This is a genomic window from Halalkalibacter nanhaiisediminis (assembly GCF_007830185.1).
GTDB lineage: Bacteria > Bacillota > Bacilli > Bacillales > Bacillaceae_D > Halalkalibacter > Halalkalibacter nanhaiisediminis.
Window position 1 is genome coordinate 20426 of the sequence record NZ_VLKZ01000005.1, and the last position, 26080, is coordinate 46505.

At 35.3% G+C, this 26080-nt stretch carries 18 protein-coding genes and 2 pseudogenes; 14 read left to right on the forward strand and 6 right to left on the reverse strand.

What is annotated here, in order from left to right; genetic code table 11:
• The first annotated feature begins 125 nt into the window (after window positions 1–125).
• The 5 genes from IQ10_RS09685 to IQ10_RS09705 all read left to right on the forward strand — a co-directional run bounded on the left by IQ10_RS09685 (window position 126) and on the right by IQ10_RS09705 (window position 5559).
• Window positions 126–365 (forward strand): hypothetical protein, encoded by a 240-nt coding sequence (locus tag IQ10_RS09685; protein WP_144450293.1) that lies wholly within the window; start codon window positions 126–128, stop codon window positions 363–365.
• Window positions 366–482: 117 nt separating this feature from the next.
• Complete coding sequence (locus tag IQ10_RS09690) at window positions 483–881, forward strand: hypothetical protein (protein WP_144450294.1); 399 nt, start codon at window positions 483–485, stop codon at window positions 879–881.
• A gap of 265 nt (window positions 882–1146) precedes the next feature.
• The gene (locus IQ10_RS09695) at window positions 1147–1392 is read left to right on the forward strand and encodes a hypothetical protein (RefSeq protein WP_144450295.1); all 246 of its coding nucleotides are present in this window, start codon (window positions 1147–1149) and stop codon (window positions 1390–1392) included.
• A 427-nt stretch (window positions 1393–1819) separates the two neighbouring features.
• On the forward strand, window positions 1820–3787 hold the full coding sequence (locus IQ10_RS09700) for an ATP-dependent nuclease (protein ID WP_144450296.1): 1968 nt from the start codon (window positions 1820–1822) through the stop codon (window positions 3785–3787).
• Complete coding sequence (locus IQ10_RS09705; protein ID WP_144450297.1) at window positions 3784–5559, forward strand: ATP-dependent helicase; 1776 nt, start codon at window positions 3784–3786, stop codon at window positions 5557–5559. Before IQ10_RS09700 ends, IQ10_RS09705 begins: the two co-directional genes overlap by 4 nt.
• A gap of 650 nt (window positions 5560–6209) precedes the next feature.
• On the opposite strand, the gene IQ10_RS18025 is transcribed toward IQ10_RS09705, so the two are convergent.
• Window positions 6210–6383: a hypothetical protein gene (locus IQ10_RS18025; RefSeq protein ID WP_158640024.1), complete on the reverse strand. Its 174-nt coding sequence runs from the start codon at window positions 6381–6383 to the stop codon at window positions 6210–6212.
• 187 nt (window positions 6384–6570) lie between these two features.
• Here IQ10_RS18025 and istA point away from each other — a divergent pair, with 187 nt between their 5' ends.
• Together istA and istB are read left to right on the forward strand one after the other, a co-directional pair.
• Complete coding sequence (gene istA / locus IQ10_RS09710) at window positions 6571–8145, forward strand: IS21 family transposase (RefSeq protein WP_437177679.1); 1575 nt, start codon at window positions 6571–6573, stop codon at window positions 8143–8145.
• Between the two features lies 1 nt (window position 8146).
• Entirely contained in the window at window positions 8147–8914 is a 768-nt protein-coding gene (gene istB / locus IQ10_RS09715; protein ID WP_144450299.1) for an IS21-like element helper ATPase IstB, read from the forward strand.
• 472 nt (window positions 8915–9386) lie between these two features.
• Here the strand turns inward: istB and IQ10_RS09720 are convergent, their stop codons facing one another.
• The 4 genes and pseudogenes from IQ10_RS09720 to IQ10_RS09735 form a co-directional block, all read right to left on the reverse strand.
• Window positions 9387–9998, reverse strand: coding sequence for an FMN-binding negative transcriptional regulator (locus IQ10_RS09720; RefSeq protein ID WP_144450300.1), 612 nt, complete (start codon window positions 9996–9998; stop codon window positions 9387–9389).
• A gap of 22 nt (window positions 9999–10020) precedes the next feature.
• Window positions 10021–10528, reverse strand: a pseudogene (gene paiA / locus IQ10_RS09725) (spermidine/spermine N(1)-acetyltransferase).
• A 25-nt stretch (window positions 10529–10553) separates the two neighbouring features.
• Entirely contained in the window at window positions 10554–11006 is a 453-nt protein-coding gene (locus IQ10_RS09730) for a MarR family winged helix-turn-helix transcriptional regulator (protein ID WP_144450301.1), read from the reverse strand.
• Window positions 11007–11595: 589 nt separating this feature from the next.
• The gene (locus tag IQ10_RS09735) at window positions 11596–14436 is read right to left on the reverse strand and encodes a transporter substrate-binding protein (protein ID WP_158640025.1); all 2841 of its coding nucleotides are present in this window, start codon (window positions 14434–14436) and stop codon (window positions 11596–11598) included.
• 308 nt (window positions 14437–14744) lie between these two features.
• Here IQ10_RS09735 and IQ10_RS09740 point away from each other — a divergent pair, with 308 nt between their 5' ends.
• The 3 genes from IQ10_RS09740 to ilvD all read left to right on the forward strand — a co-directional run bounded on the left by IQ10_RS09740 (window position 14745) and on the right by ilvD (window position 19092).
• Entirely contained in the window at window positions 14745–15797 is a 1053-nt protein-coding gene (locus IQ10_RS09740; protein WP_144450303.1) for an aliphatic amidase, read from the forward strand.
• Window positions 15798–16008: 211 nt separating this feature from the next.
• Entirely contained in the window at window positions 16009–17055 is a 1047-nt protein-coding gene (locus tag IQ10_RS09745) for an AAA family ATPase (protein WP_144450304.1), read from the forward strand.
• Between the two features lie 348 nt (window positions 17056–17403).
• Window positions 17404–19092, forward strand: a complete 1689-nt coding sequence (gene ilvD, locus IQ10_RS09750) for a dihydroxy-acid dehydratase (protein ID WP_144450305.1) — start codon at window positions 17404–17406, stop codon at window positions 19090–19092.
• Between the two features lie 680 nt (window positions 19093–19772).
• Here the strand turns inward: ilvD and IQ10_RS09755 are convergent.
• Complete coding sequence (locus tag IQ10_RS09755; RefSeq protein WP_144450306.1) at window positions 19773–21512, reverse strand: methyl-accepting chemotaxis protein; 1740 nt, start codon at window positions 21510–21512, stop codon at window positions 19773–19775.
• 616 nt (window positions 21513–22128) lie between these two features.
• On the opposite strand from IQ10_RS09755, the pseudogene IQ10_RS09760 reads away from it, so the two are divergent.
• The 4 genes and pseudogenes from IQ10_RS09760 to IQ10_RS09775 all read left to right on the forward strand — a co-directional run.
• Window positions 22129–22556 (forward strand): annotated as a pseudogene (locus tag IQ10_RS09760) (acyl-CoA dehydrogenase family protein); the annotation flags it as partial.
• Between the two features lie 131 nt (window positions 22557–22687).
• Window positions 22688–23230, forward strand: a complete 543-nt coding sequence (locus IQ10_RS09765) for a TetR/AcrR family transcriptional regulator (protein ID WP_277877993.1) — start codon at window positions 22688–22690, stop codon at window positions 23228–23230.
• 88 nt (window positions 23231–23318) lie between these two features.
• Window positions 23319–24845 (forward strand): class I adenylate-forming enzyme family protein, encoded by a 1527-nt coding sequence (locus IQ10_RS09770; protein WP_144450307.1) that lies wholly within the window; start codon window positions 23319–23321, stop codon window positions 24843–24845.
• 25 nt (window positions 24846–24870) lie between these two features.
• Window positions 24871–26058, forward strand: a complete 1188-nt coding sequence (locus tag IQ10_RS09775; protein ID WP_144450308.1) for a thiolase family protein — start codon at window positions 24871–24873, stop codon at window positions 26056–26058.
• Window positions 26059–26080 lie beyond the last annotated feature (22 nt).

Sequence of the window (26080 nt, forward strand, 5' to 3'; positions counted from 1 at the left end):
GAGGTTAAGAGGCTGAGTGGGAAGAGAATAGAAAAATAGAAGAATTAGTGGTTAATAGATATAAAATAGTCTTTATAAAAGATCTAAGTGAGCTTCTAGAAAGTGAAAGGGAAATCCTATCTGTAATGGCAGATTCAATAATGGGAACTAACAATAATACTGTTTTCTTAGTAGCAGCTAATGATGGTCAATTATTAGAAACTTGGAAGATGATTAAGCAATCATACAATGTAATGGATACCAAGAAGACTATTGAAGATCTTTTAGTAGAAGGGAATAGGGAAGAAGAAGGATATTATTTAAAAATGTACAATTTGAGCAAGACGAACTCCGCATACTTACTTCCTAAAATAATAAAAGTTTAGTGAAGTAGAAAAAAGTGATTTTAATAAAAGTAAGACGAGTTTAAAAGAGTATGGTGCAAATACATCACCTAAGTTCACTTCTTCACTAGATTCTGAGAAGGTGATTTCTGAATTAATATGATTCGAGCATTATTAAAAGAAATTGAAGGGTTAGGATGTGCAGTTACAAGAGAAGGAGATATGCTCAAGCTCCATGATCCAAGGTTGCTTACAAACATGCATAGAAATAGGTTAAAAGAATCAAAAGTAGATATTTTAGAGCTGTTGGAGCAAGAAGTAGAAGCAAGGAGAAAAGGTTGGCTGGTATATCCATATAGAGAAGCTTATGAGATGAGGGTAGGAAAAAATAATATTGTTTATATTTTTGCTGAAGCTAATGGAACTTATATCGTATGGCGTGGTACATGGAGACATAAAGCTTATCCAATCAAAGATAAAACGATTATTCAAGGTGTAAGTTTTGCAGTTGCTTTTGAAAAGGCGAATAATTATGTAAGATGGTTTAAAAACTATTAATCTTATTAAAGAATTAATTAACTGTAGACATTGCCTTTTATTCTTTGAAAGTTAATTAGAACCAATTTAAATTAATTTACCTTTATGTTAATGCTTGGACTTCGTTGGAGACACTTTAAAAAGGAGTCAATAATGTTATATATTAATAATAACTCAATAAAACGACAAGGGAGACCCCCAACTTAAAGCTAAGTGGATTGCTTAATCTACTAGTTTATAAGTTGGGGGGTTTTTGTATTAAAAAATAACTAGGAGTGAATGGAAAATGAAAAATATAAACGATAAAATTTTATCAAGCCTAAATCCAACTGAAAAATTAATGATGATTATTCAATCGTTGGACAAAGGTAGAGTGTTTTATAACCGAAATAATGATAATGAATTTGGCCAAGGTCAAATTTCGATATATGGTATTTATGAGATTCAATGCAATGGATTAGAATATCCATTGGAAAGACCTGAATTTCTAAGGTTAATAGATGATGTGGAAGAGGGGGTATTAATACTGTAGTAGTACAGTCTTTAGATCGAATAAGTAGGGATAAGTTGTGTGTAATGAAGCTTTAAATCGGCTGGGTCAGTTAGGTATTAAGGTGAGAACAATTGAAGAGTAGAATACTTTACTAAAACCATCGCAAAGAAACTACAAAAATTAACCATTACTAATTCATGTCATTACAAAGAAAATACTTTTAAATTTGAAAAAAGGTTAATAGCTTCCATTAAAAGTCTTTATGTAGAGATGTATAAATAAACCATCCGATACTTCTATAAAGTTATATACGGATGGTCTTTATTCTTTTGTCTCTGAAATTAGTATAATACATATCTTATCTGAAATAGGTAGCATAAGTAAAAATTTAATCTGCCACCTTAAGACTTTTATATACAATATTTTCTATTTTAGAGTTAAAATTGTTGTTAGAGGTGATATGAAAATGAGGAAAAAAGTTCAAGCTCCGTATATATCAAAAGTAACAATTAAGAATTTTAGAAATTTTTTAGATACAGAAGTTATATTAAATTCAAAGCAAGTTATTATAGGTGAAAATAATGTAGGGAAAACTAACTTTATTAAAGCCCTACAGTTAATATTGGATCCTAATTTTTCGGATTCAGATAGAGAATTGGAAGAATCCGACTTCAATGACTCTATTGACAGTCCTTTTGAAAGCAAACAAAAGATAGAAATTTCAATAGAAATACAAGGATTCGAGAAACACACTGCTCTACTAGCAGCTTTTTGTGATGGAAGCGTGTGTGAAGAACCACCTACAATAAAAATCACTTATGAATTTGCGCCAATTAATGATAAAGAATATGGATATAGCATATTTTTAGGTGACAATCGTGATCTCCCTTTTACACATATCCATCGAAAACTTTTAAATATTAAAGTTATTAATGGTTTAAGAGATGCTAATAATGATTTGAAAAACTCCAAAAAATCCCCCTTCAATAAATTATTAAAAACATATGAAGTCGACAAGGACTTATTAAATGAGATTGCTTTAGAAATGAAAGAAAAAGGAAATGTTATTTTAGAACTAGAGGAGATTGAAGATTTAAGTGACAAGTTAAATAGTAACTTAATAAAGATTGTGGGCGAACATGTACCATATTCTAAAATAAATTTAGAAACTTTAGATATAAATCCAAATCGCATATTAAATACCTTAAAACTCATGGTTGGACTTAACAAACAACGATCAGTTCCTGATACAAGTCTAGGTGTAACTAATATTTTATATATCGCATTAGTACTCTTATCAATTGAAGATCGCACAATACCTTCTCTAATCAAAGTAACAGACTTTGATGAATTAAAAACTGCTGATACTCTAAATTTGCTTGATGCTTTTTATGAGAAAATTTCAGAAAGATATTATAAAATTAAGGAAGAAACTGAGGTGACAGAGGAACTTTATGAATTTTTCAGCGAGTATAATATGAATCAGAGTCACACTATTTTAGTAATCGAAGAACCAGAAGCACATTTACATCCTATACTACAACGTTCAATTTATCGTGAAGTAATGTCTAAAGAGCATTCAATAGTTCTAACTACTCATTCTTCAGACATAGTCTCTGTATCTCCAGTTGATTCTATAGTGCATTTGCGTTCCAATGTATCTTCGACTGAAGTATCATCAAGTGCAAAATTAGCTGTTTCTGGGAAAGAGTTGGCTGATATACAAAGATATTTAGATGTTAAAAGAAGTGAACTTTTCTTTGGTAAAGGTGTCATTTTAGTTGAAGGAATAGCAGAAGAATATTTAATTCCTGTGCTGGCAAAGGAATGTGGAATTAATTTGGACTTTCATGGGATAGTCTGCTGTAATATTAATTCTACTAATTTCAAGCCTTATATAACTTTATTAAAAGAATTAAAAATTCCTTATGTCATTTTTACTGACGGTGATTATTATTTCGTTGATGAGGATGGTAATAGAAAATACCAGGTCATGGCACAAGAGGAACATGATAATTTCGGGTATTTGGGTTTAGAATTAGCTATTGATACATTAAAGGAACTTGGTATTACAATTGATTCAGAAGATTTTGAGGAAGAAGAGTTGAACAGAGCTGGTTATTACTTTAGTGATTATACATTAGAAGTAGATCTAATGATATTAAGTGAAAATAATACTCAGATGGAGAGAATTATTAATGAGAGCTTTTCAGAACTTACAACTGGTGGGGATACTCAAAAGGCAAATTTCCTCGCAAAACTAAAAAGTGGTGATTACTATTATTGCCTAAAAAGAATTGAAGATAGCTCTAATAAAATTGGAAAAGGTAGATTTGCACAGAGAATATCTACTTACGAAGGTTTAAGAGTTCCAAAATATATAAAAGATGGTTTAGTAGACTTAGTAGAGCGTACTGCGAGTGATGAAAATTGAAAAAGTTCGAAGAAGTTCTTCAAACAATATCAAAAGATCAACAACAATTAGAGGCTTATGAAAATAATAATTCATTAGTAATTAAGGCTGGTCCGGGTAGTGGTAAAACAACTATACTTTCAATGAAACTTGCAAAACTAATAAAAGAGCAAGTTAAATCACCAAGAAAAGTTGCATGTATTACTTTTAGTAATGAGGCTACTAGGAATCTAGAAAGAAAAATACAGACCATTTTAGAGCCAACAGAAAATAACTTTTATATAAGTACCATACATTCTTTTTGTCTATCGCAAATTATAAAACCTTTCTTGAAATTATTTAATTACGGTATTAGTGAAGAATTCTTAATAGTAACAGATGAGAAAAAAGAAAAAATATTAAGTGATATTAAAGAGGAATTAGATATTCCTCCTGATCAAGTTACTTTAATGGAAATGGACAAAGAACGTACTTTATTAATAGACGGACTAAGTCAAATTAAAATAGAGAATTATGATTTAGCTAAGAAGGTTGCAATGGCATATGAAGAGTACTTAATTAAAAATAACCTTGTAGACTTTATTTCTATAGTGAAACTTTCTACTCATATGATTCAAAATCAAAAATATATTCGTCAATGTTTAGAAGCGCGCTATCCTTATATATTAATCGACGAATATCAAGACTTAGGTCGACCACTACATGAAATGGTATTATGCCTTGCAAAAAATACAAAAATAAAGATAATTGCAGTTGGGGATTCGGACCAATCTATTTACGGCTTCAATGGAGCCATGCCAGATTTTTTTGAAGAGCTAAAAAGTATAAACTCATTTGATGTAATAGAATTAGTAAACAACTATCGAAGTGAAAAAAAAATTGTAGATGCCTCTTCAAAAATGTTGAATTCACCAAAAAAATATATATCTAAAGTTAATAGTAAGAAGAACGCTGAAATAAACTTAATTAGGTGTGAGCAAAACCATGACGATCAATTGAAACATATAGTAAACAATTTGATTCCTAACTCTCAAAAGAACGGTGTTTCATACGGTGAAATTGCAATCTTATTACCTAGTAAAAATAAGATATATGAAATGATAAACTACTTAGATACAAATAATATTCCTTATTATATATCTAATAAGGAATATGCAAGAACAGAATTTATCATTTGGTTAGAAAATTGTATGGGTTGGTTGTTAAAATCACGTGACGTCCTTTTTAAAGATCTTTTTGAGCAATGGCTATCTATTAAAGGTGTCCGTACATCTAATGCTAAAGAGATTGTTAGAGAAAAAACCATCTTATATAGGGTTCTGACTAATTCAATTAGTAATTCTAAAACCATGTTTGAATGGTTAAAGTATCTGCACGAAAATTTCAATTTCAAACAATCCTTAAAAGAATCAGTACGCTATACAGAAAGTATAGAAAGTTTTAAAGCACTTGTAGTTTCAGTAAAAAGAGGTAGGAATATTAATTTGAGTAAGGAAGAGTTTTCCTCTTCTGGTATTCAAGGAGATAAAGTAGCCCTACTTACTAGACATAGTTCGAAAGGATTGGAATTTGAGGTTGTTATTGTTCCATTGGTAGAAGACGGTAGCCTACCTTTTTATAAAAATTTTAACAACCCCCAAAGAATTGAGGAAGAAAAAAGGGTTCTATTTGTTTGTTTAACTAGAGCTAAAAATACATGTTATTTATTAATGTCTAAAAGAATTAATGGTTATCCCAAAAATCTATCAAGGTTTTTACAGGGTTTTGCATTCGACAAAATTATTGATATGTAAATTTGAGTGTAATGAGTAAATGCTACTTTCCAATGTATTAGAAAGTAGCATTTGCTTAATTATTTATGTCCAAATTTATTAAATAATTTAAAATGCATTAAGAAACAATTACTAGCCAAGTTTTTTATAACTACTCGCATACACCGAGTCCCATAATATAATTAAAGTGTTTTAACACTAGATGTATAGTTGAAAAATTCAAAACAGTAAAACAGTTTAGTTCCCACTATATTAGGGATTCAATCTTTAATAGATCCAAAAATATTACTGGTGTTGCCTTTCCACATACACTCCGCACATGTGGAGTATGGAACAAAGGCAGCAGGAAAGATATATCTTCTAGATTGCACATTAGAAAAAATTACACAACACTCACTCAAAACTTTATAATATCAATACTTTAAGACCTATATCGACCCCGACCACCGGTATATTTTAAGATCGTTAGAATATTGATCTATCAACGTTTACTCAATGTGAGTGGACGTTTTTTGATGTTTATGTTTTTACCGAGTGTTTAATCGTTTTACTAGTTATAGGTCAACAAGAGACCGTTAAAATGAGGTCTCTTGTTTGCAATTTATTTGTTTTCCTAATAAGAGAGCGAACCTTGATAAGTGTGCTAATAGATGTTTTTTGTAAAAGATTTATTATTCTTCCTCGACATGCGGTTCTTCAATTGGCTCATCACGCATTGGTTCTGTTTCTCCTTCTTCAATCAATTCACCTGGTTCGACGATTTCATCCTCATTCTCAGGGACACTACATGCCGCGAAAACAACTATAAGTAAGGCCATTAACATTTGCGAGAATCGTTTTTGCATGTTCTGTTCCTCCTCTGCATTGATATAAGTTGACGGTACGTAACAATAACGCATGGTTGTTACAAATGAAAAACAGAATACTGTTGTAACTGCTAGACTAAATTGAACAGTTTTTGCTTGATAAAAATGAACACTTTCTGCTAATTAACCTCCAATCAGTTAAAATCAAGAAGTATGAATATGACTGATGTACTGGAGGATCGGGAAGGTGTTGAAATTAGAAGTGATTGTAGAAGTTCATCAATTGAAACGACAGGGATTTAAAGTTGCAGCTATTGCAAGAAAATGCAAATTATCCAGAACAACTGTTTATGAATATCTAGAAAAAGATTTTGAGGAAGCTTATAGGTGGGTGGATGACTTAAAGACAAGAAAAAGAAAACTTGATCCTTTCGAGGATCAAATTTTAGGCTGGCTAAAAGAGCATCCAGATTTATCTGCCTCACAAATCTCTGATTGGTTAGAGGAACGTTGTTCGTTCACTGACATAGGAGATAGTACGGTTCGTACATATGTTAGGGAACTGCGGGAGAAGTATCATATACCTAAAACCGTCACATTTAGAAGTTATGAAGCAATAGAAGAATTACCAAAAGGAAAACAAATGCAAGTAGATTTTGGAGAATTAAAGATTAGGACATTTGAAGGGAAATGGATAAAAATATATGTAATTGCCTTTGTACTTTCTCACTCACGTTATAAATATGCGGAGTGGCAAGATCGGCCTTTTACTACTCGTGATGTGTTACGTTCTCATGAGAATGCATTTGAGTATTACGGAGGCAGAACAGACGAGATTGTATATGACCAAGATAAGCTTATGACAGTAAGTGAAAATGGAGGCGACATTATATATACAGAAGAGTTTCAAGCTTATAAACAGCAAAGAGGGTTTTCGGTTTATTTGTGTAAAGCAGCAGATCCAGAAACTAAAGGTAAGATTGAAAATGTGGTGAAATTCATTAAAAGAAACTTTGCGAAAAATCGAGTGTATCATCAGCTAGAGACTTGGAATGAGCAATGTTTAGCTTGGCTTGATAGAAAAGGAAACTATCAAGTACATAACACAATAAAAAAGAGACCTATCGAAGTGTTTGCCCTGGAAAAGCCACACTTACGAGAAGTCTCCTCCCTACTCTCTTTCGAGAGTAACCATGGAACAAGTATAACAAGAACTGTCCATAAGGACAATATTATCAAATTTCAATCGAATCGTTACTCGCTACCACTTGGAACTTATAAACCACAGGGAGATAATACCGTTTATATTCGAATTGATAAGGAAGAACTGATTATCGAAAAGAATCCTGGAGGTAAACTATTAGCTACCCATCCTCTTTCAAGAAGAAAAGGGCAGCTGATAAAGAACTCGGATCATTCAAGAGATAAGTCAAAAGGTATACAAGCATATATGGAAACTATAAAAGCTTCTTTTGATGATCAGAAAAAGATTCAAATATTTCTTGAAGAAGTTGAAAAGCGATATCCGAGATACATGCGAGATCAGTTACAGATTTTAAGCAGAGCAGTAAAGAACTTTGAACCATTTACTGAATCTGCCTTAGAAATTTGTATTAAACAGACCTTATGGAGTACCAATGATTTTCATGATGTCGTTAGACATTTAGCGAGGATTCAAGATCAAGAGAGTATTATACCCTCAACTGATATTCCAATTGTAGAAATGTCCTCCACTTACTACAAAGAAAAAGCATTGGTTAGAGAACTAGATGGTTATCTTAAGATTTTAGGAGGTGTGTAAGTTGGAATACTCAGTAGAGAGTTTACAAAGACAACTGCATCATTTAAGAATGTCCGAAACATCTAAGGAGCTGCCTTCTTTTTTGCGGAAAGCAGAGTCACACTCATGGACCTATCAAGAGTTTCTTCGGGAATTACTTTCTTATGAGGAAAATCGTCGAGAAGAAAAGATGATCGAAAAACACTTGAAGTGGGCAAAGTTCCCTTATCAAAAAAGTCTTGATGAGTTTGATCTTAAGGAATTGCCATCACTTAGTAAGAGACAATTAAGGCAGCTCCAAGAGCTCTCTTGGCTTGATGAATCTTTTAATCTAATATTTTTAGGGCCACCAGGTGTTGGCAAAACCCATATAGCTATTGGGATTGGGTTAGAAGCTATTCATAAAGGACACCGTGTGTCATTTGTGTCCATGGGAGAATTAATCCCTCTATTAAAAAGTGAGGAGTACCTCCGTAAATCCCAACTAAAAATGAAGAGAATTAGAGAAGCTGATCTGATAATAATTGATGATCTTATGTATATGGCCATGGATCAAAATGAAGCTAATCTCTTTTTCCATCTAATTAATCATCTTTATGAACGAAGTTCTATTATTCTTACATCAAATAAAGGACCAGAGGAATGGGGCGAATTAATAGGAGACAAAGGAATAACAACGGCGATTTTAGATCGCCTTCTCCATCGCTCTGAAGTTGTTCACTTTGATGGAGCCAGTCATAGAATTAAGTATCGAGAGTCTTTATTTCAAGCGAAAAGTGTTCAAAATTAATGAGCAAAATGTGTTCAAAACTACTTGACGGTTACAACTGTTTCTATGCTTTCTCTACTTATACCCAGTGTTGGTCTGTCTATGCAATTTTTTAGCAGAAAGTAGAAAAACTTCTATGACCTCAAATAGAAAGTGTTATGAATTGATTATTGCGGTTGAATTGAGCCACTTATGCGGAGTTTTGAGCCAGTCAATGCGGAGTAAAGAGCCACCCCTTTGCAGAGTGAGAGTGGAGAGCCACTATTAATAGATCAAGAAAAGCCTCTTGTATAATTATGTTGCATGCGAGCAAGCATGACACTATTATACAGGAGACTTTTTTATGGTTAATTGCCGAAAGATTCTGGAACTGTATTCTGAAGGAATCAGTCAAAGAACCATTAGTTCTAGCACTGGTCATTCAAGGAATACAGTTTCAGATGTCGTTCAACATGCCAAAATAGCCACTTGTGATTGCAATAACATTAAACAATTACTTTTTTAGATTTGTCTTCATTAATGAAGAGATCTGTTGCTCATCTGTATTTGAAATTTGTTCTAGTTGTTTAATAACTAGCTCTTGTCGCTGCAATGAATGATTTTGACTCAACTTAGCTGTCCCTTCTACCTTGTTGATTTTTATTTTAAAACCTTGTACTCCTTTGTTCAAACTAGAAAGAAACTCAGCATCTACATCTTGTAATCTATATGAACTATCAGGAGCTTCATATTTTAATACCATTTGGTGTAAGGAATCCATTAACTCATTTTCCCCCTCTAAAAGTTCGACTTCTCCATAAACATGGACTGTCACGTAATTCCATGTTGGTACTGCTTTATTCGTTTCATACCAAGATGGGGAGATATAACAATGAGGACCATGGAAAATAGCTAGAACGGTTTGATTTTTTATATCCTTCCACTGAGGATTTGGACGAGCAAAGTGGCCATATAAGTATGTATTCTCCTTGTTCAAAATTAACGGTAAATGAGTTGCAAATGGCGTTCCATTGTGTTGAGAAAAAAGCGTCGCAAAACTATGTTCTTTGATAATATCGTATGCCGTTGTTTCATCTGTGACTTTAAAATGTGAAGGAATATACATATAAATCCACCTTTCAAAAAAGTTAAATTAGTGTTTTGGTCATAATAAAGTCCATCTGTTCTTCCTCACCCATGTAAAAAGAGTGAGCTCCGGTTTGAATAAACCCCATTTTCTTATAAAAAGCAATTGCACTTTCATTTTTATCCTATACGCCTAACCAGATTTTCATTTTATTACGTTCCATCGCAATTTCAATAGCCTTATTTAGCAGATATTTACCAAGCCCATGTTTTTGAAATTTGTTCTTTATATAAATTCTCTCTATTTCAAGTGATTCATTACCCATATCTTCAGACTGAGCTGACCTTTAAATATCCAGCGAGTTCATTATTAACATAAGCAAAAAAGAATTCCGAAAAGAAATTTGACAATTCCTTTTCCAATTGGTTTACGTTAAATGCGTTTTCCAGATAGGCTTTCATATTTTTAGGTGAATTCTGATCTTTAAATGTATCGTTGAAAGTTTCAATACTTATTTCTTGGAGTATTTGTAAATCTTCAAGGCTGCACTTTTTAATTTTTACAGTCATGTTAATATCTAACTCCTTTAAATCATCAATACTTTCTCTTGTTTCCCTTTTTGACAAATTCCCAGTCTATTTCTATATTTTTTCTAACTTTTTGAAGGGAATTAAAAATGGCTTCTATTTCCTCTTCAGAAAGTCCAGCTAATGCGACCATATTTGAATAATCATTTTCTCTTATTATAAAAGGATAAACATTTTTCCCTTTCTCTGTTGGGAAGAGTTTTTTAATTTTTTTGTTATCTTGATCTTCTATCTTTTCAATAAAGCCATTAATTTCAAGTTTTTTTATAGCTCGAGCTGCTGTTGTTCGGTCTACTTTTATCATCTCAGCAAGCTTTTCTTGAATAATTCCTGGGTTTTCAAATATTCGCACAAGGTACAAATACTGCCCTTTTGTAAGATCATATTCTTTAAACTCTATATTACTTATAGAGTCTAATGCTCTTGCTATCATTCCAATTTCACGAAGAATTTCCTTCATAAGAAGCTCCTTAGTACATATTTTTTATTGCAAACGCAATAAAAATAATATGTGTTAAACTTAACTTATTTTTGTTGCATTTACAATAAAAATAATGATGAAAATAAAAACCATCCTATATTGAATGGTTTTTGTTATTTTGTCCAAGACCTACTTCGTTAGTAAAGTACACTTAAAAAGTGAAGACATTTGTTGGGTAGTTTCAGTCTACTGTGTAATATAAGAGTTAACCTGCATCATTTGCAGAAGACTGATCTTATTGAAAGTCAATCCATCTTTTATTACATTTTTAATTCTCAAAATGATGGTTTTATATGTTTTATTACCAGATGAATTGCAGTGGTAAATGCTATATCAAAGGTGGTACATTTTAATAGCTGTAATCATCGATAATTAGTAACCGTTTTTCATAATATCGATGTTTCCTTTAAGGTAAGGGAACGTTTTTTGTATTTACCGAGCATTATTCGACCAGAAAAATAATGGAACCTTGCACTTTTACCATTAAAAATTTCAAACCTTGGAGGAATACCAATATGTCAAAAGGAGTTAAGCAATACAAATCGCTTAACTCCTTCAAAAGCGTTTACTAGATATTTAAATTGTATTCTTTTATCTTTTTATACAATGTATTTCTTGAGACTCCTAAATGTTGAGAGGACTTCGATATATTACCTTTAAACTCTATTAACGTATTTAAGATCTTTTCTCGTTCTTCGATTTGATTTAGTCTTTTTATATCTTCCACACTTTTAATACTATCCTGTTGGACAAGGGTAGTATGTTCTTGAATTGAGGAAGAATAAATAGAACGTGGCAAGTGGTCAATGAGTATCTCTTCCTCTAATTCTGATAAATAGTAAGCTCTTTCTATCACATTTCGTAATTCTCGAATGTTACCGGGCCAATCGTGTTTTTTAAGGCAATTTAGAGCTTCATTAGATATTATTTTAATGGTTCCACTTTCTTTGGTAGCGAATTCTAGTAAAAAGTGATTAGCTAATTCGTGAATGTCATCCTTTCTATCTTTCAAAGGGATTAATTCAATCGTGAATACATTAAGGCGATAGTACAAATCACTGCGAAATGAGCCTTTATAAGCAATTTCTTGTGAAAGATTTTTATTCGTAGCTGCAATGATACGGACATCAATTGGGATTGTCTTATGTCCTCCTACCCTTGTAATTTCTTTTTCTTGCAGAACACGCAAAAGTGTTGCTTGTAGGTCTGGGTGCGTATCCCCGATCTCGTCTAAAAATAAAGTTCCTTCATTGGCTTGCTCGAATTTTCCTGGACTTCCCCCTTTTTTTGCACCAGTAAAAGCACCCTCTACATAACCAAAAAGCTCTGAAGTAAGTAAATTCTCATTAATGGCAGCACAGTTTATTGCAATAAAAGGTTTATCTTTCCGAGAACTTTCATTGTGGATAGCTCGTGCGAAAACTTCTTTCCCTGTTCCACTTTCTCCTAAGATAAGAACATTGGCAGAATTTTTAGAAGCAGTTTGTGCATGAGAAACAGCATCTAAAAACCGTGGGTTTGTTCCAATAATATCTTCGAGAAGTAATGACCTTTTTTGTTGGTTTTTTTTGAGATTTCGTTTATTTTGCTCGAGCTCTTTAATGTATACATAGCGATAATCATGGGCAGGAATAATTTCCACATTGAAATTTTTTCGTGATTCGCTCATATAACTTTGTCTTTTGAAATGGGTAATATCATCAAAATTTTCACGGTACAAGTTTAAGATTAATTCATTCTTAGCATTAATTAATTGCTCAGCCTTATTATTTTTAAATAGTAGATTTCCTCCTTTTTTTACGAGGAGTGCTTGTTCAAAATGATTAGAAATATCATTTAATAATTCATATAAGAATATAGAATCCTTCGTTTTGTCGATGATATCAATACAATTTTGTGTAACGATCTGGAGTGCATGAATAAGTGTTGAGTAAAATTCAAGATTAAAATCAGACATATTATTGATAAAAACACCTAAAACTCCATAAAACTTATTTTTATTTTTTATAGGTATGCCAAATGTAATCCAATCTTTTAGGAATTGATTTTCATGTTCAGAACCAACTGAAAAAGAAATCTCTTTTTCAAGAAAAGCCTTTGTAATACCGGAGTTCTTTAGAAATTTGTTTGTCCACACTAATAGTCCAAATTCAAATTGTTCTGTTTTGAAAAAGTCTTTCAAATTAGAATCAAAGATATCAAGCATCATCCCAGATGAATCAAAAAAGATTATCGGATGCGGAAAGAAAGACGTTGCTTTTTTTAACTCATGGATGAGCTGTGTATTTTCCGCAAGAGATTCTTCAAAATTCTTATCGAGATACCCAAGATTTTCTGATTGGACTGAGAATGGTAGTGGTTTAAGTGGTTTATTCGATTCCCAGATGATTTGAAATGTGCCATTATCCTTAACCTGACCAATTCTTGAATGTAGCCATAAATGTTGATTATATTGATCAAAAATAATTTCTCCTTGAGGAGCTTGAAACGTTAAACCAGCTATATTTTTCTTAATTAAATGAACATCTAAACAGTTCGCTATCTTTAAAGCTTTGGCCATTAGATGCACACTATTATATGCATTTTCCATTGCGGAACTAATCATTTCTGTTCCATAGTTGGCTTTGAATTTTTGTTTTAGTTCCTTATTTTCTTTGCTTTCTATTGAATTGAAATACGGAAAACAAGAATAGTGCCCAACCATATATTTCGTTGGAAGAGCGCAAACTTCTGTTTCGGCGGTTATAGTGCTAGCAATCGGAACTTGTAGATTCGATTTATAGTACTCTTTATAAAATGCAACAGCACTCCCACCAACTAAGGTAGAAAATATGACATCTGGTCTCTTCTGTTGAATTTTTTTTATTTCGTTTGAAAACATCGTTTCTCCAAGAGGAATGTAAGATTCATTAACAACGGAACCTCCATTTGACTCAGTTAATTGATAAATGAGTTTATTCATTTCGCGTGGATAAATGTAATCAGACCCTATTAAATGAAAGGTTTTACCTAAATTTTGAGTAATCCATGGTATGTAATCCAATAAAAGCTGATTTGGTAAAGGACCGCAATAAAAAATATTAGGATGTTGTTCTTCTCCCTCGTATTGGGTTGGATAAAATAAAAGACAATCATATTTATCAATGACAGGTAAAACACTTTTTCTGCTAGCTGATGTATATAAACCAACAAGTAGATTAATGCCTTCATTAAGTAAGGATTCGGTTTCCTTAGCGGCTATTAGAGGGTCTGAACATATATTTCTATGTACGGGTGTGAGTTTTCTCCCCATAATACCCCCGCTATCATTAATTTCATTGATAGCTAGTAAAGCAGCTTTGTATTGCCCTTCCTCAGTGACAGACATTGTTCCAGTGGTTGAAAATAGCAATCCTATTTTAATATCCAATCTAACCATCTCCTATTTAGATCTGTCTCTTTAATCATAACTAAATCCATTAAAGCTAACTTTATAGGGTGTCATAAAATCTGACATACTTTTTTGAAAAAGCGGTTTTGATTACACATTTGAACAATTATGAACATAAAACGATGATTTGCATGTCAGTCAAATACGAAAGGATGTACTGATAATTTGCTTTTTTTGTTGTCATTAATAGGAAGTGAAAAAAGTTTTTGCTTTTTAAAAAATTTGGCACGAAATTTGCATTTATATAAAGTGAAATCAAAAAAACAATGATAACGGAGGTTATTTTTATGAGACACGGAGATATTTCTAGTAGTCATGATACGGTTGGGGTAGCGGTTGTAAACTATAAGATGCCAAGATTACACACAAAGGAAGAGGTTCTTGAGAACTGCCATAATATTGCCGATATGGTGGTGGGGATGAAGAAAGGTCTACCAGGGATGGATTTAGTTGTTTTCCCTGAGTACAGCTCACACGGTATTATGTATGATGAACAAGAAATGTATGATACGGCAACAACGATTCCTGGACCAGAGACGGAAATTTTCGCTCAGGCTTGCCGTAAAGCAAATGTGTGGGGAGTCTTTTCACTAACAGGAGAACGTCACGAAGATCATCCCAATAAAACACCTTATAACACACTAATTTTAATGAACAATAAAGGTGAAATTGTTCAAAAATATCGTAAAATCTTCCCGTGGAATCCGATTGAACCTTGGTATCCAGGTGGGACAACACATGTAGCAGAAGGCCCTAAAGGAATGAAGATTAGCTTAATTATTTGTGAAGATGGAAACTATCCTGAAATCTGGCGTGATTGTGCAATGAAAGGGGCAGAACTAATCGTTCGTTGTCAAGGCTATATGTATCCTGCAAAAGAACAACAAATTAATGTTGCTCAAACAATGGCATGGATGAATAATTCTTACGTAGCGGTTGCAAATGCGTCAGGTTTTGACGGTGTCTATTCTTATTTTGGTCATTCAAGTATTGTTGGTTTCGATGGTTCGGTTTTAGGTGCTTGCGGTACTGAAGAAAATGGTATTCAATATGCTGAACTCTCCATTTCACAAATTAGAGATGCGCGTGCAAATTGGCAGTCACAAAACCATTTGTTCAAGCTCCTTCATAGAGGCTATACTGGCATGATTAAATCAGGTGATGGTGAAAAGGGAGTTGCTGATTGCCCGTTTGATTTTTATCGAACTTGGGTTATGGATGCAAAACAAGCGCAAGAAAATGCTGAAAAAATTACCCGTTCAACTGTCGGAACAGCTGAGTGTCCAATTGAAGGTATACCTTATGAAGAGAAGGAAAAAGAAGCAGGATCTAGAGTTTAAAACTAAATGATGAGAGGGGGTTAGTAATGACGATGATAATACTAACCCTTTCTTTTTTACATGTTAGTATACATTTTTAAGATGACAAATGATCGACGTAGTTAAAAATTTGAAGGCACAAGGTGTTGGGAATGAAGATTTTTGTGATTAAGGATTTGATGAAAAACCAAGTTTAGTTTAGAAAAACTTTTATGTAGGGAGGGTAAAATCATTGTCTTTTATCAGTGATAAACTCAACTATTATGAAAAAGAAAATAAAGAAGGTGCAGCTGTAAAGAACAAAATGATTTCTCGGTTTACCTTTGATATTGAGACGATTATGATGACAATGAACAAGCGTATTTTTGGTCAAGATAAGGCGATGAATGCGATAGAAAACATGTTAAAGCTCATTAAAGCAGATATCGCAGATCATGAAAGACCATTATATATTGGTTTATTTTTAGGGCCAACTGGAGTGGGGAAAACAGAGATTGTTAGGCTTTTAGCGGAAGCCATTTATGGAGATCGAGATAAATTTTGTCGCATAGACATGAACACATTAGCTAGTGAGCACTACTCTGCGGCTTTAACGGGGGCCCCACCAGGATATGTTGGTAGTAAAGAAGAAACAACGCTATTTGATAAATCCTTAATTGAAGGGACATTTAGTAAGCCAGGAATTGTTCTTTTTGATGAAGTGGAAAAAGCAAATGAAGCCGTTATACTTACATTATTAAATATTTTTGATAATGGTCGTCTTAAGATTACATCAGGTAATACAGAACTTAATTTTAGAAATTCCATCGTTATCATGACGAGTAATATTGGAGCAAAGGAAATCCTCAACCAGTCAGACCAAGAGGGAAAGTCATTTAATGAGGATCAAACAAAGAAGATCATTCAAGAAAAATTAGAAGAACAATTTGCACCAGAATTTATAAACCGTATCGATGACGTCATTACGTTCAATTGGTTAGGCGAACATTCAGTAAAACTAATTATTGATCAAAGGCTTGATCATTTAAGAAAAAAGCTTCAAATTCATAATCGAAGTGTTCAATTAAGTGATGCAGCCAAAAATCTTATAATCGAAAAAGGTTATGACATAAAGTATGGAGCTAGATCACTTAAAAGAGCGTTTAGAAAATTTGTGGAAATTCCCGTTGCAGATATGCTCCTCCGGAAAAGTGACTCAGTAGACTCACTCGTTTTTTATGGAGATATCTCAACTGACGAGAGAGCTATTACATTTAGAGAGGTAAGAGAAAACCAATAATGATTTATCCGATTTATGCAATAATGAAATCCCTTTAAGATTATTAGAAGTAAATTCTAAAATGGGGCAATAATTTAGTGTTAAAGTATTTTCAATTAACACAGAACCTTCTATAACTGAATTTGTAGGTTAAAATGATAAAGCTGAATTTCCAAATTTTTTTGGTGATTTGGCTTTTGTTTTTATCTACCACCATTTCTAATAATTTTAAAAATTATCTTCCGTACCTATTAATAATGTGAATAATTAGATTATAATCCTAAAATACGTTACGATGATATAGAGAAAGATTAAGAAAGCTTTATTTGTCAAAAATAAAATTAGTCTCTAAGGGAAGGTGAAGAAGAAATGGTAAAGCCAAATAAGGATTTGAGAATTCGGAGTATTGACATTAGTGAGGGAGAAAACCGCGCGCCGAATCGAGCAATGCTGCGTGCGACTGGCTTTACGGATGAGGATTTTAAGAAGCCGATGATTGGAATTGCTAGTACGTGGAGTGAGGTCACTCCGTGTAATATGCATATTGATCAGCTTGCACTAAAAGCGAAGAAAGGAGCAAGAGAGGGTGGTGGCGCTCCGCTTATTTTTAATACCATTACGGTTTCAGATGGAATTTCGATGGGGCATGAAGGAATGCGCTATTCCTTGCCTAGTCGTGAAGTCATTGCCGATTCGATTGAAACGGTAATGGGAGCGGAACGTTTAGACGGGCTTGTGGCGATTGGTGGCTGTGATAAAAATATGCCTGGCTGTATGATCGCAATTGGTCGTTTAAATGTACCAGCTGTTTTTACATATGGAGGCACAATTTCACCAGGGAAATCTAAGGATGGCAAAGATCTCGACATCGTCTCTGTTTTTGAAGCGGTAGGACAAAGAAATGCAGGAAATATGGATGAAGAAACTTTAAAAGATATTGAATGTCATGCTTGTCCAGGGGCTGGTTCGTGTGGCGGTATGTACACGGCAAATACGATGGCCTCTGCTATTGAAGCGATGGGGATGAGCTTGCCTGGTAGTGCCTCCAATCCAGCTACATCACCTAAAAAGCTAGAGGATTGTGATAAAGCAGGTCAAGCGGTTGTCGAGCTCCTTCGTAAAGGGATTTACCCGAAAGATATTATGACGAAAAAAGCGTTTGAAAATGCGATTACTGTTGTGATGGCCCTTGGTGGATCGACGAATGCATTTTTGCATTTGTTAGCAATTGCTCATTCGGTTGATGTTGATTTATCTTTAGATGATTTTGATCGCATTCGTAAAAAGGTTCCTCATTTAGCAGACTTAAAGCCTAGTGGTAAGTATGTGATGGAACATCTTCATGAGGTTGGCGGTGTTTCAGCGGTTATGAAGCTATTGCTTGAAGCTGGTCTTTTACATGGAGATTGCCTGACTGTTACAGGGAAGACGCTTGCAGAGAATTTGGCAGAAGTGCCTTCATTAAAAGAGGGGCAAGTGATTATTCGTTCATTAGATAACCCGTTACGTGAATCAGGTTCGCTTTACGTATTAAGAGGAAATCTAGCGCCTGAGGGAGCAGTGGCGAAGATGTCTGGTTTGAAAGTGAAAAAATTGACTGGGCCTGCGAAAGTATTTGATACAGAAACAGAAGCAACAGAAGCTGTCTTAAGTAATGAGATTCAAGCAGGAGATGTGGTCGTGATTCGTTATGCAGGACCAAAAGGTGGACCTGGAATGTCTGAGATGCTTTCCATCACAGCAATTATCGTTGGGAAAGGCTTAGGAGAGAAGGTTGGTTTGATTACGGACGGACGATTCTCTGGCGGAACACACGGACTAGTCGTTGGACATGTCGCACCAGAAGCGCAAGTTGGTGGACCAATTGCTCTTCTCAAAACAGGAGATATGGTGACGATTGATAGTGAAACACAGGAATTGACGGTCGATGTATCGGAAAGTGAGATGGAGCAGCGTTTAAAAGAATGGACAGCTCCTCCTCTTAAATATCAAAGAGGAATCTTAAACAAATATGCAAGATTAGTTTCGTCTGCATCTAAAGGGGCGGTAACGGATTAATAAAGGATGTACAAGTAAGGACTTCTACAAATTAGTAGAGGTTCTTTTCTTTCTTTATAACTAACATTCCGCATGTCATAATCTAACATTTTCGAATTAAAGCAGGATGAAGGACGTCTTTTCTCGAATTATTTTGTAACAAACCGTTCGAGAAAGGATGTTTTCACCATGAATCACCAAATGATCAAGCCATTCATGTCGGTGCTGTGCGCTGGGCTTCGCCCTGACAAGGCTGTCGCGCCTGTCAGATACCTTCGACCTGAATGAATCAGCCAAAAGCGAAGCATTTGAAAAGAACAAATGGAGAGAAGCAAAAACGGCAGCCGACAAAACGTACCGGCTGTATGAAACGCCCGGAAAAGTGGTTGTCGTGTAAGAATTCTTTTTAAAAAAGCAGCGTAATGGGCTTCGGGATGATCCAGTGTGCAACCCTTTTCTTATTCTTTTTCTTTTGCAAAATAAAGAGTATCGTCTGACATGTACTTTTCACAAAAGTATGACTGGATAAAAATGCCGCTTTTGTTTTAAAACATACAAACACTCCCTCTGTGTCGTGTTTATTAAAAGAACCCTCAGTGTCCGCGCACTGAGGGTTCTTGTTCTTGAGGAATGCATGCTCTTGTCTGATTTTTCCTTCCCTGCTACAAGAAGCAGTGCCTGGATGGCTGGTGGATTGAGCTTTAAATTTTAAACTTTCCTACCAGGTTATGAAGCTCTTCAGACATTTTGGAAAGAGCCGCGGCTGAAGCTGTAATTTCCTGCATGGAAGCGACCTGGTCTTCCGTAGACGCTAAAACGGTCTGAGTGCTTGCCGTTGTTCCTTCGGCTACTTCAGACACAAGGCCAATAGAGTGCACCATTTTTTCCGTGTCAGGAGCAACATTCTTCACCGCCTCGAGGACCTGTTCAAACTGGACCGATACTTCCCCGATGCTTTCTTGAATGTGCTGGAATGATTCACCAGCCTGGCCGACAACCTGAATGCCTTCTGATACTTCGGCTGTGGCATGCTGCGTTGAATCGATGGTTTTGTTTGTTTCCGCCTGAATGACATTGATCAGCTGTGTGATTTGTTCAGCGGATTTTGTAGACTGTTCCGCAAGCTTGCGGACTTCATCTGCGACAACCGCAAATCCCCTTCCAGATTCACCTGCCCTTGCCGCTTCAATAGCCGCATTTAAGGCCAATAAGTTTGTCTGCTCGGAAATGCCGGTGATAACCTGGACAATCTGCCCAATTTCTTTTGAGTTTTCACCCAGCCCCTTTACGGCATCTGCTAGCCCTCCAACGGTTTTATTGATCGAATTCATCTGCTGAACCGCCTTTTTCAGGGATTCAACCCCTTCCGCCGCTTTTTGGGAAGCTTCAACAGCCAGAATTGATGCTTTCTCCATATTTTCTTCAATCTGTCCTCCACCGCGGGCGACGCCCTCCGCTGCCTGAACCGTGTCTTCTATGCTTTGCAGCTGCTTGACTGTGCCTGCTGCCACGCTGTCAAGCGTTTCCGCAATTTGTTCGCTCGATTTGCTTGTCATTTCTGCATTAGCCGTTAGCTGTTCGGATGTGGCCGCTACCTGCTGCGAAGCATCCGACACCTGCTGGACAATGTGCCGCAAATTACCTGTCATGATGTTGTAATTATCAGCTAAATGGCCAAATTCGTCTTTAAAATGAATATCGACAGACTGTGTTAAATCCCCTTCGCTTGCTTTTCCAATCGCAAAACGAAGCTTGTTTATCTTTTTAGAGATAAGCTGTGCAAAGAAGTAAGAGGCAGCCAGCGCACCAATTAATGACAGAATGGCCGTAATCAAAAATTCCCTCTGCAGGCCTTCCATTCTTCTTTCATATAAAACCTCTTCCCGCCCGCCGGCACCGATGATCCAGCCCCACGGCTCATAGTACTCCAAATGGCTGATGTACGTGTAAATAGGCTCTCCTTCATTCTGCCATATTTCTCTTGTGATGCCGCCCGTCACTTCCCGGTTTGCCCAGGTATCCCGGACCGTATATTTCCCATCTACTTGATAATCCCAAAGGTTTTGGCCTTCCGTAGGAGCGGGATGCATAGTCATGACGCCGTCTTCCTGAAAAGCCCAGAAAAACATATAGTCATTCTGCGACATTTTGGTCTGGGTGATGTCCCTGGACCCGTCAGGCATTTTCGGGCCATTGACATATGTCCTGAAAGTTTCCTGTGCCTCTTCTAACGTCATGTCGCCTGCTTCTACTCTTTCATTTAACAAATCCGCAATACCGATGACATCTTTATTCACATTGGTGAACATTTCTTCACCAAGATCGATAATTTCGTCTTTCGCGCTGTCATAGGCAATGAAAAACATAACGGTTAAAACAGTCGCTAAGATCACAAAAATAAACAGCATTAATTGATATTTTAAGCTTATTCCCTTTCTCAACCTAACCCCTCCAAAATGTTCTTATCTCTTCTTCCAAGACCAGCTTCCACAAAAACATCCGAATTTATAAAACTAAAACCTAATCTTTTTATATCACGAAGCATTATAAGTTACCATATTTATAAATCGTCCAATTTTGCATGTACAATCAAGAAAAGTATTTTTATAAATGTGAATAACTGAGCATAAACGGAAGAAAGTAAAAAAAGTAAATTTTCACTATACTACTGACATCTCGCATGTTAGATTTATCCAATAATATTTTTTGGGAATTAACACCAATTAAAGAACATTAATCCTTATTCGAACGATTTGGCTAGTTCATTTTATTCCTTTAATTCAAATATACAGATTAAAATAAAATCAGAATTAGTAATATAAATCAATATATTCCCAAATTTTTGGACAATAAATAAAATATCTTGATATTAATTTTTGACATACGGAATGTCAGTTATAACATAATTCAATATAGCTTATAGTATTCTAAAATTAAACAATATTTAAAATTTAAACAAAATTCAAATAAATGATAGACATCAAAGAAAGTTCTTTGTTAAAATAATCCATATAATAGAAATGGAAGAGAGAAAGATTTGAAAAGGGAGGGAAGTTCATGGCAAATGGTTATATCCACGAAGAACATGTTATCTTTCGTAAAACCCTTAGAAAGTTTTTAGAAAAAGAGGCTTACTCCTATTTTGGCCAGTGGGAAAAGGAAAGGCAAGTTCCTCGTAAATTTTGGACGAAAATGGGTCAGAACGGTTTTCTTTGTCCATGGATAGAAGAGAAGTACGGGGGATACGGAGCTGATTTTGCTTATTCGGTCATATTGAATGAAAAACTTGAGCGTGTTGGTCAGGCCTAGCCTCAGGAATTTGCTTGCATAACGATATTGTGCTGCCGTACTTTTTTGACTATGGAAATGAAGAACAAAAACAAAGATGGTTGCCTAAATGCATAAGTGGTGAATATATTTCTGCGATTGTGATGACTGAACCTGGTGCTGGATCTGATCTTGCAGGTGTTCGAACGACAGCGGTTATGCAGGATCAACTGAGATTATGAAGACAATTATTGCTAAGAAGCTAGATTTATAATGGAGACACACTGATGAGTCATGAGGTGAACTTTATGGACTTAAAAGAGAAAAAGACGTTAAAAAAAAAGAGACTATTTTACGCTCTGCAGCAAAAATAGTAGCGAAGAAAGGGTATCACGGAGCTACAATGGAGGATATTGCAGCAGAATTGCTGATGACAAAAGGAGCTTTATATTATTACTTTAAAAACAAAGAAGATTTAATTTATCATTGTCATGAGCTCGTCCTCACGCAAGCAATTGTGGCAGTAGAACAATGTTTACATGAAGATCTTTCTTCTCTCGATAAATTAAAGAAGGCGATTGAAACGCATGTTAATTTCGCTATCTCTGAGAAAGAAACCTTTAATTTAATTATTAAGCCAGAACAAACCTTTTCAGCTGATCAACTACATCCCATGCTAAAAAAACGTCACAAATATGCAAGTATTTTTGATGCGATTATTCAGCAAGGAATTGATAATGGTGAATTTAACATTACAGAAACGAAAATAGCCAGGATGATGTTGCTAGGGGCGATGAACTGGATTCAACAATGGTATAACCTTGAAGGGGAGCGAACGAAAGAAGAGATTTCAGCCATTTATTCTGAGTATTTGTCCAAGATTGTTACATGAAAACATAAAATTGTAAGCGTGTTCAATTTGTTGGTGTCCTGAAAAGATGTGGCTATAAAATTATAAAAGGTTGAAAGGGGCAGAGCTTATGTACATTGCTGATGAATTAAAAAAGAAGGTTGATAGTCAACCAAACCATATTATTACCTCTTATAAAGGTAGGGAATTAACCTACTTGGAATTTTATAAGCTGGCTGAAAAAATAGCGGCTTATTTTCAAGCAAAAGGCTATCAAAAAGACGATATTCTTGCCTTAGCTCTTCATAATTCTGACTATTTTTTACTATGCTATTATGCTTGTCAAATCGGTGGTTTTACTGTATTGCCAATCAATACAAAGTTAACAACGCGGGAAATAGAATATATATTAAGTCATTCAGAGGCCAGAGGACTTATTTATGATAAGAGATTTGAAGAAACGATTGATGCTGTTGTACCAAAGCTTCCAACGATTAAAGAGACACTAACGACTGGTTATAGCAAAATGAATGAGAATCGAATAGAGGATATTTTTTTAGGAGAAGAGTGCAAAGTGATGCCTACGTCTAGGGAAGATGATGATACGGCTGTCATTTTTTATACGTCAGGAACAACAGGAAGACCTAAGGGAGTTATGCTAACCAATAAAAATTTAATTGCGACTGCTCAAATTTGGTCTGAAGCAATGGATATTACAAATAAAGACCGCATGCAGGTTGTTGCTCCGTTATTTCATTGTGCAGCATGTCATGTATTTAGCATTCCAATGATTTATTCGGGGGGGACGCTCGTTATTGAAGAAGGCTTCTCACCTGCACAAGCGATCAAAACGATGGAAAAAGAAAAGGTAACGATCTTCTTTGGTGTTCCAGCTATGTACAGCATTCTTCTTACGGTTCCAGCTTTAAAAGAAGCTTCTCTACCGCATTTACGACTTCTTACGTACGGAGCTGCGCCGATGCCTTACGAACTTGTGAAACGGGTAAAAGAAATCTTCCCAGAGGTCAAAGTACAAAATCTCTATGGACAAACAGAAAACTCCCCTGCAGCTACGACATTAAAAGACCATTATGCCCTATCAAAAATTGGGTCAGTAGGAGAGCCCTTACCTCAGACGCAAGTTCGTGTAGTTGATGAAAATGGAGAGCAGTTACCAATTGGTGAGGTCGGTGAAATTATTGTCAAAGGACCTCAAGTAATGAAAGGATATCTAAAAAATGAGGAAGCGACACGAACAACCGTAAAAGATGGTTGGCTTTATAGTGGTGATCTCGGACGTTTTGATGAAGATGGACTCCTTTATATTGTTGATCGTAAAAAAGACATGATTATTCGTGGTGGCGAAAATATCTATCCAGTCGAGATCGAAGAAATTCTTTACGAAATTCCAGAGGTTTTAGAAGCTGCAATTATTGGTATTCCAGATGAAGTACTAGGAGAGGTTCCAAAAGCAATCGTGGTCAGAAAAGAAGGTATGCAAATAAATGAAAATGATGTTTTTGAATACTGTCAAAAACGATTAGCAAAGTACAAAATGCCTCATGAAGTGGAATTTATCGAAGCATTACCTCGAAATGCAAGTGGTAAAGTGCTGAAAACGGTGTTGAGAAATGTAAAAGAAAAAATTGATTTATAAAAATAGATAAAAGGGGAGAAATGCTATGAGTCATTCATATATTTTAGATGGAGCAAGAACAGCATTTACGGCTTTTGGAGGTTCTTTTCAAACGGTGAAGGCTACAGAATTAGGAACTGCAACAGCTATTGAAGCATTAAAACGTTCAGGTGTAGAAGTGAAAGATATTGATGATGTTGTCTATGGAAATGTCATTCACTCACAAACGAATGCTGCTTATCTTGCTAGGCATATTGCATTAAATACTGGAATTCCAATAGAAACACCTGCTCTAACGGTAAATCGTCTTTGTGGTTCAGGGATGCAAGCGATTGTGTCAGCTGCCCAAAGTATTCAATTAGAACAGACGAACCTCGCCCTTGTAGGGGGAGCTGAAAATATGACGATGACTCCTCATTCGAATTTTTCTAGTAGATTTAGCGGAGTAAAGTATGGTGATTTCGAATTCAAGGATATGCTCTCATGCACGCTTACGGATGAACATGTTGGCATTGGTATGGGTATTACGGCAGAAAATCTAGCAGACAAGTATGAGATTACAAGAAAAGAGCAGGATGAATTTGCTCTGCTTAGTCAGCAGCGCGCACAAGAGGCCATTGAAACAGGCATTTTTTCTGAAGAAATTACGCCAGTAGAGATTGCGACAAGGAAAGGAAAAATCATCGTTTCAGAAGATGAGCATGTCAAAAAGGATATTACATTGGAGCAGCTTTCTTCTTTAAAGCCTTCCTTTAAAAAAGAGGGAACGGTGACAGCAGGAAATGCGAGTGGCATTAACGACGGGGCTGCATCACTTGTCATTGCAAGTGAAAAAGAGATGCAAAAACGTGGTCAGAAACCGTTAGCGAAAGTTGTTTCTTGGGGTATTGCAGGTGTCGATCCGAATATCATGGGTATTGGACCAGTACCAGCGATTCGGCAGGCACTACAACGTGCTGCGTTAACGTTAGATCAAATCGATCGAATTGAAATTAATGAAGCGTTTGCGGCACAATATTTAGCTGTTGAAAAAGAGCTGGGCTTAAACCGAGAAAAAACAAATGTACATGGAGGAGCCATTGCCCTAGGGCACCCAGTAGGAGCAAGTGGTGCTCGCATTGTGTTAACACTAGCATATGAGCTGAAAAGAATGGGACTTCGCTATGGTGTTGCTAGTTTGTGTATTGGCGGAGGACAAGGGATCGCCTTAGTTATTGAGAATGGGAATGGATAATGTAGACTAAAAGATCTAGATA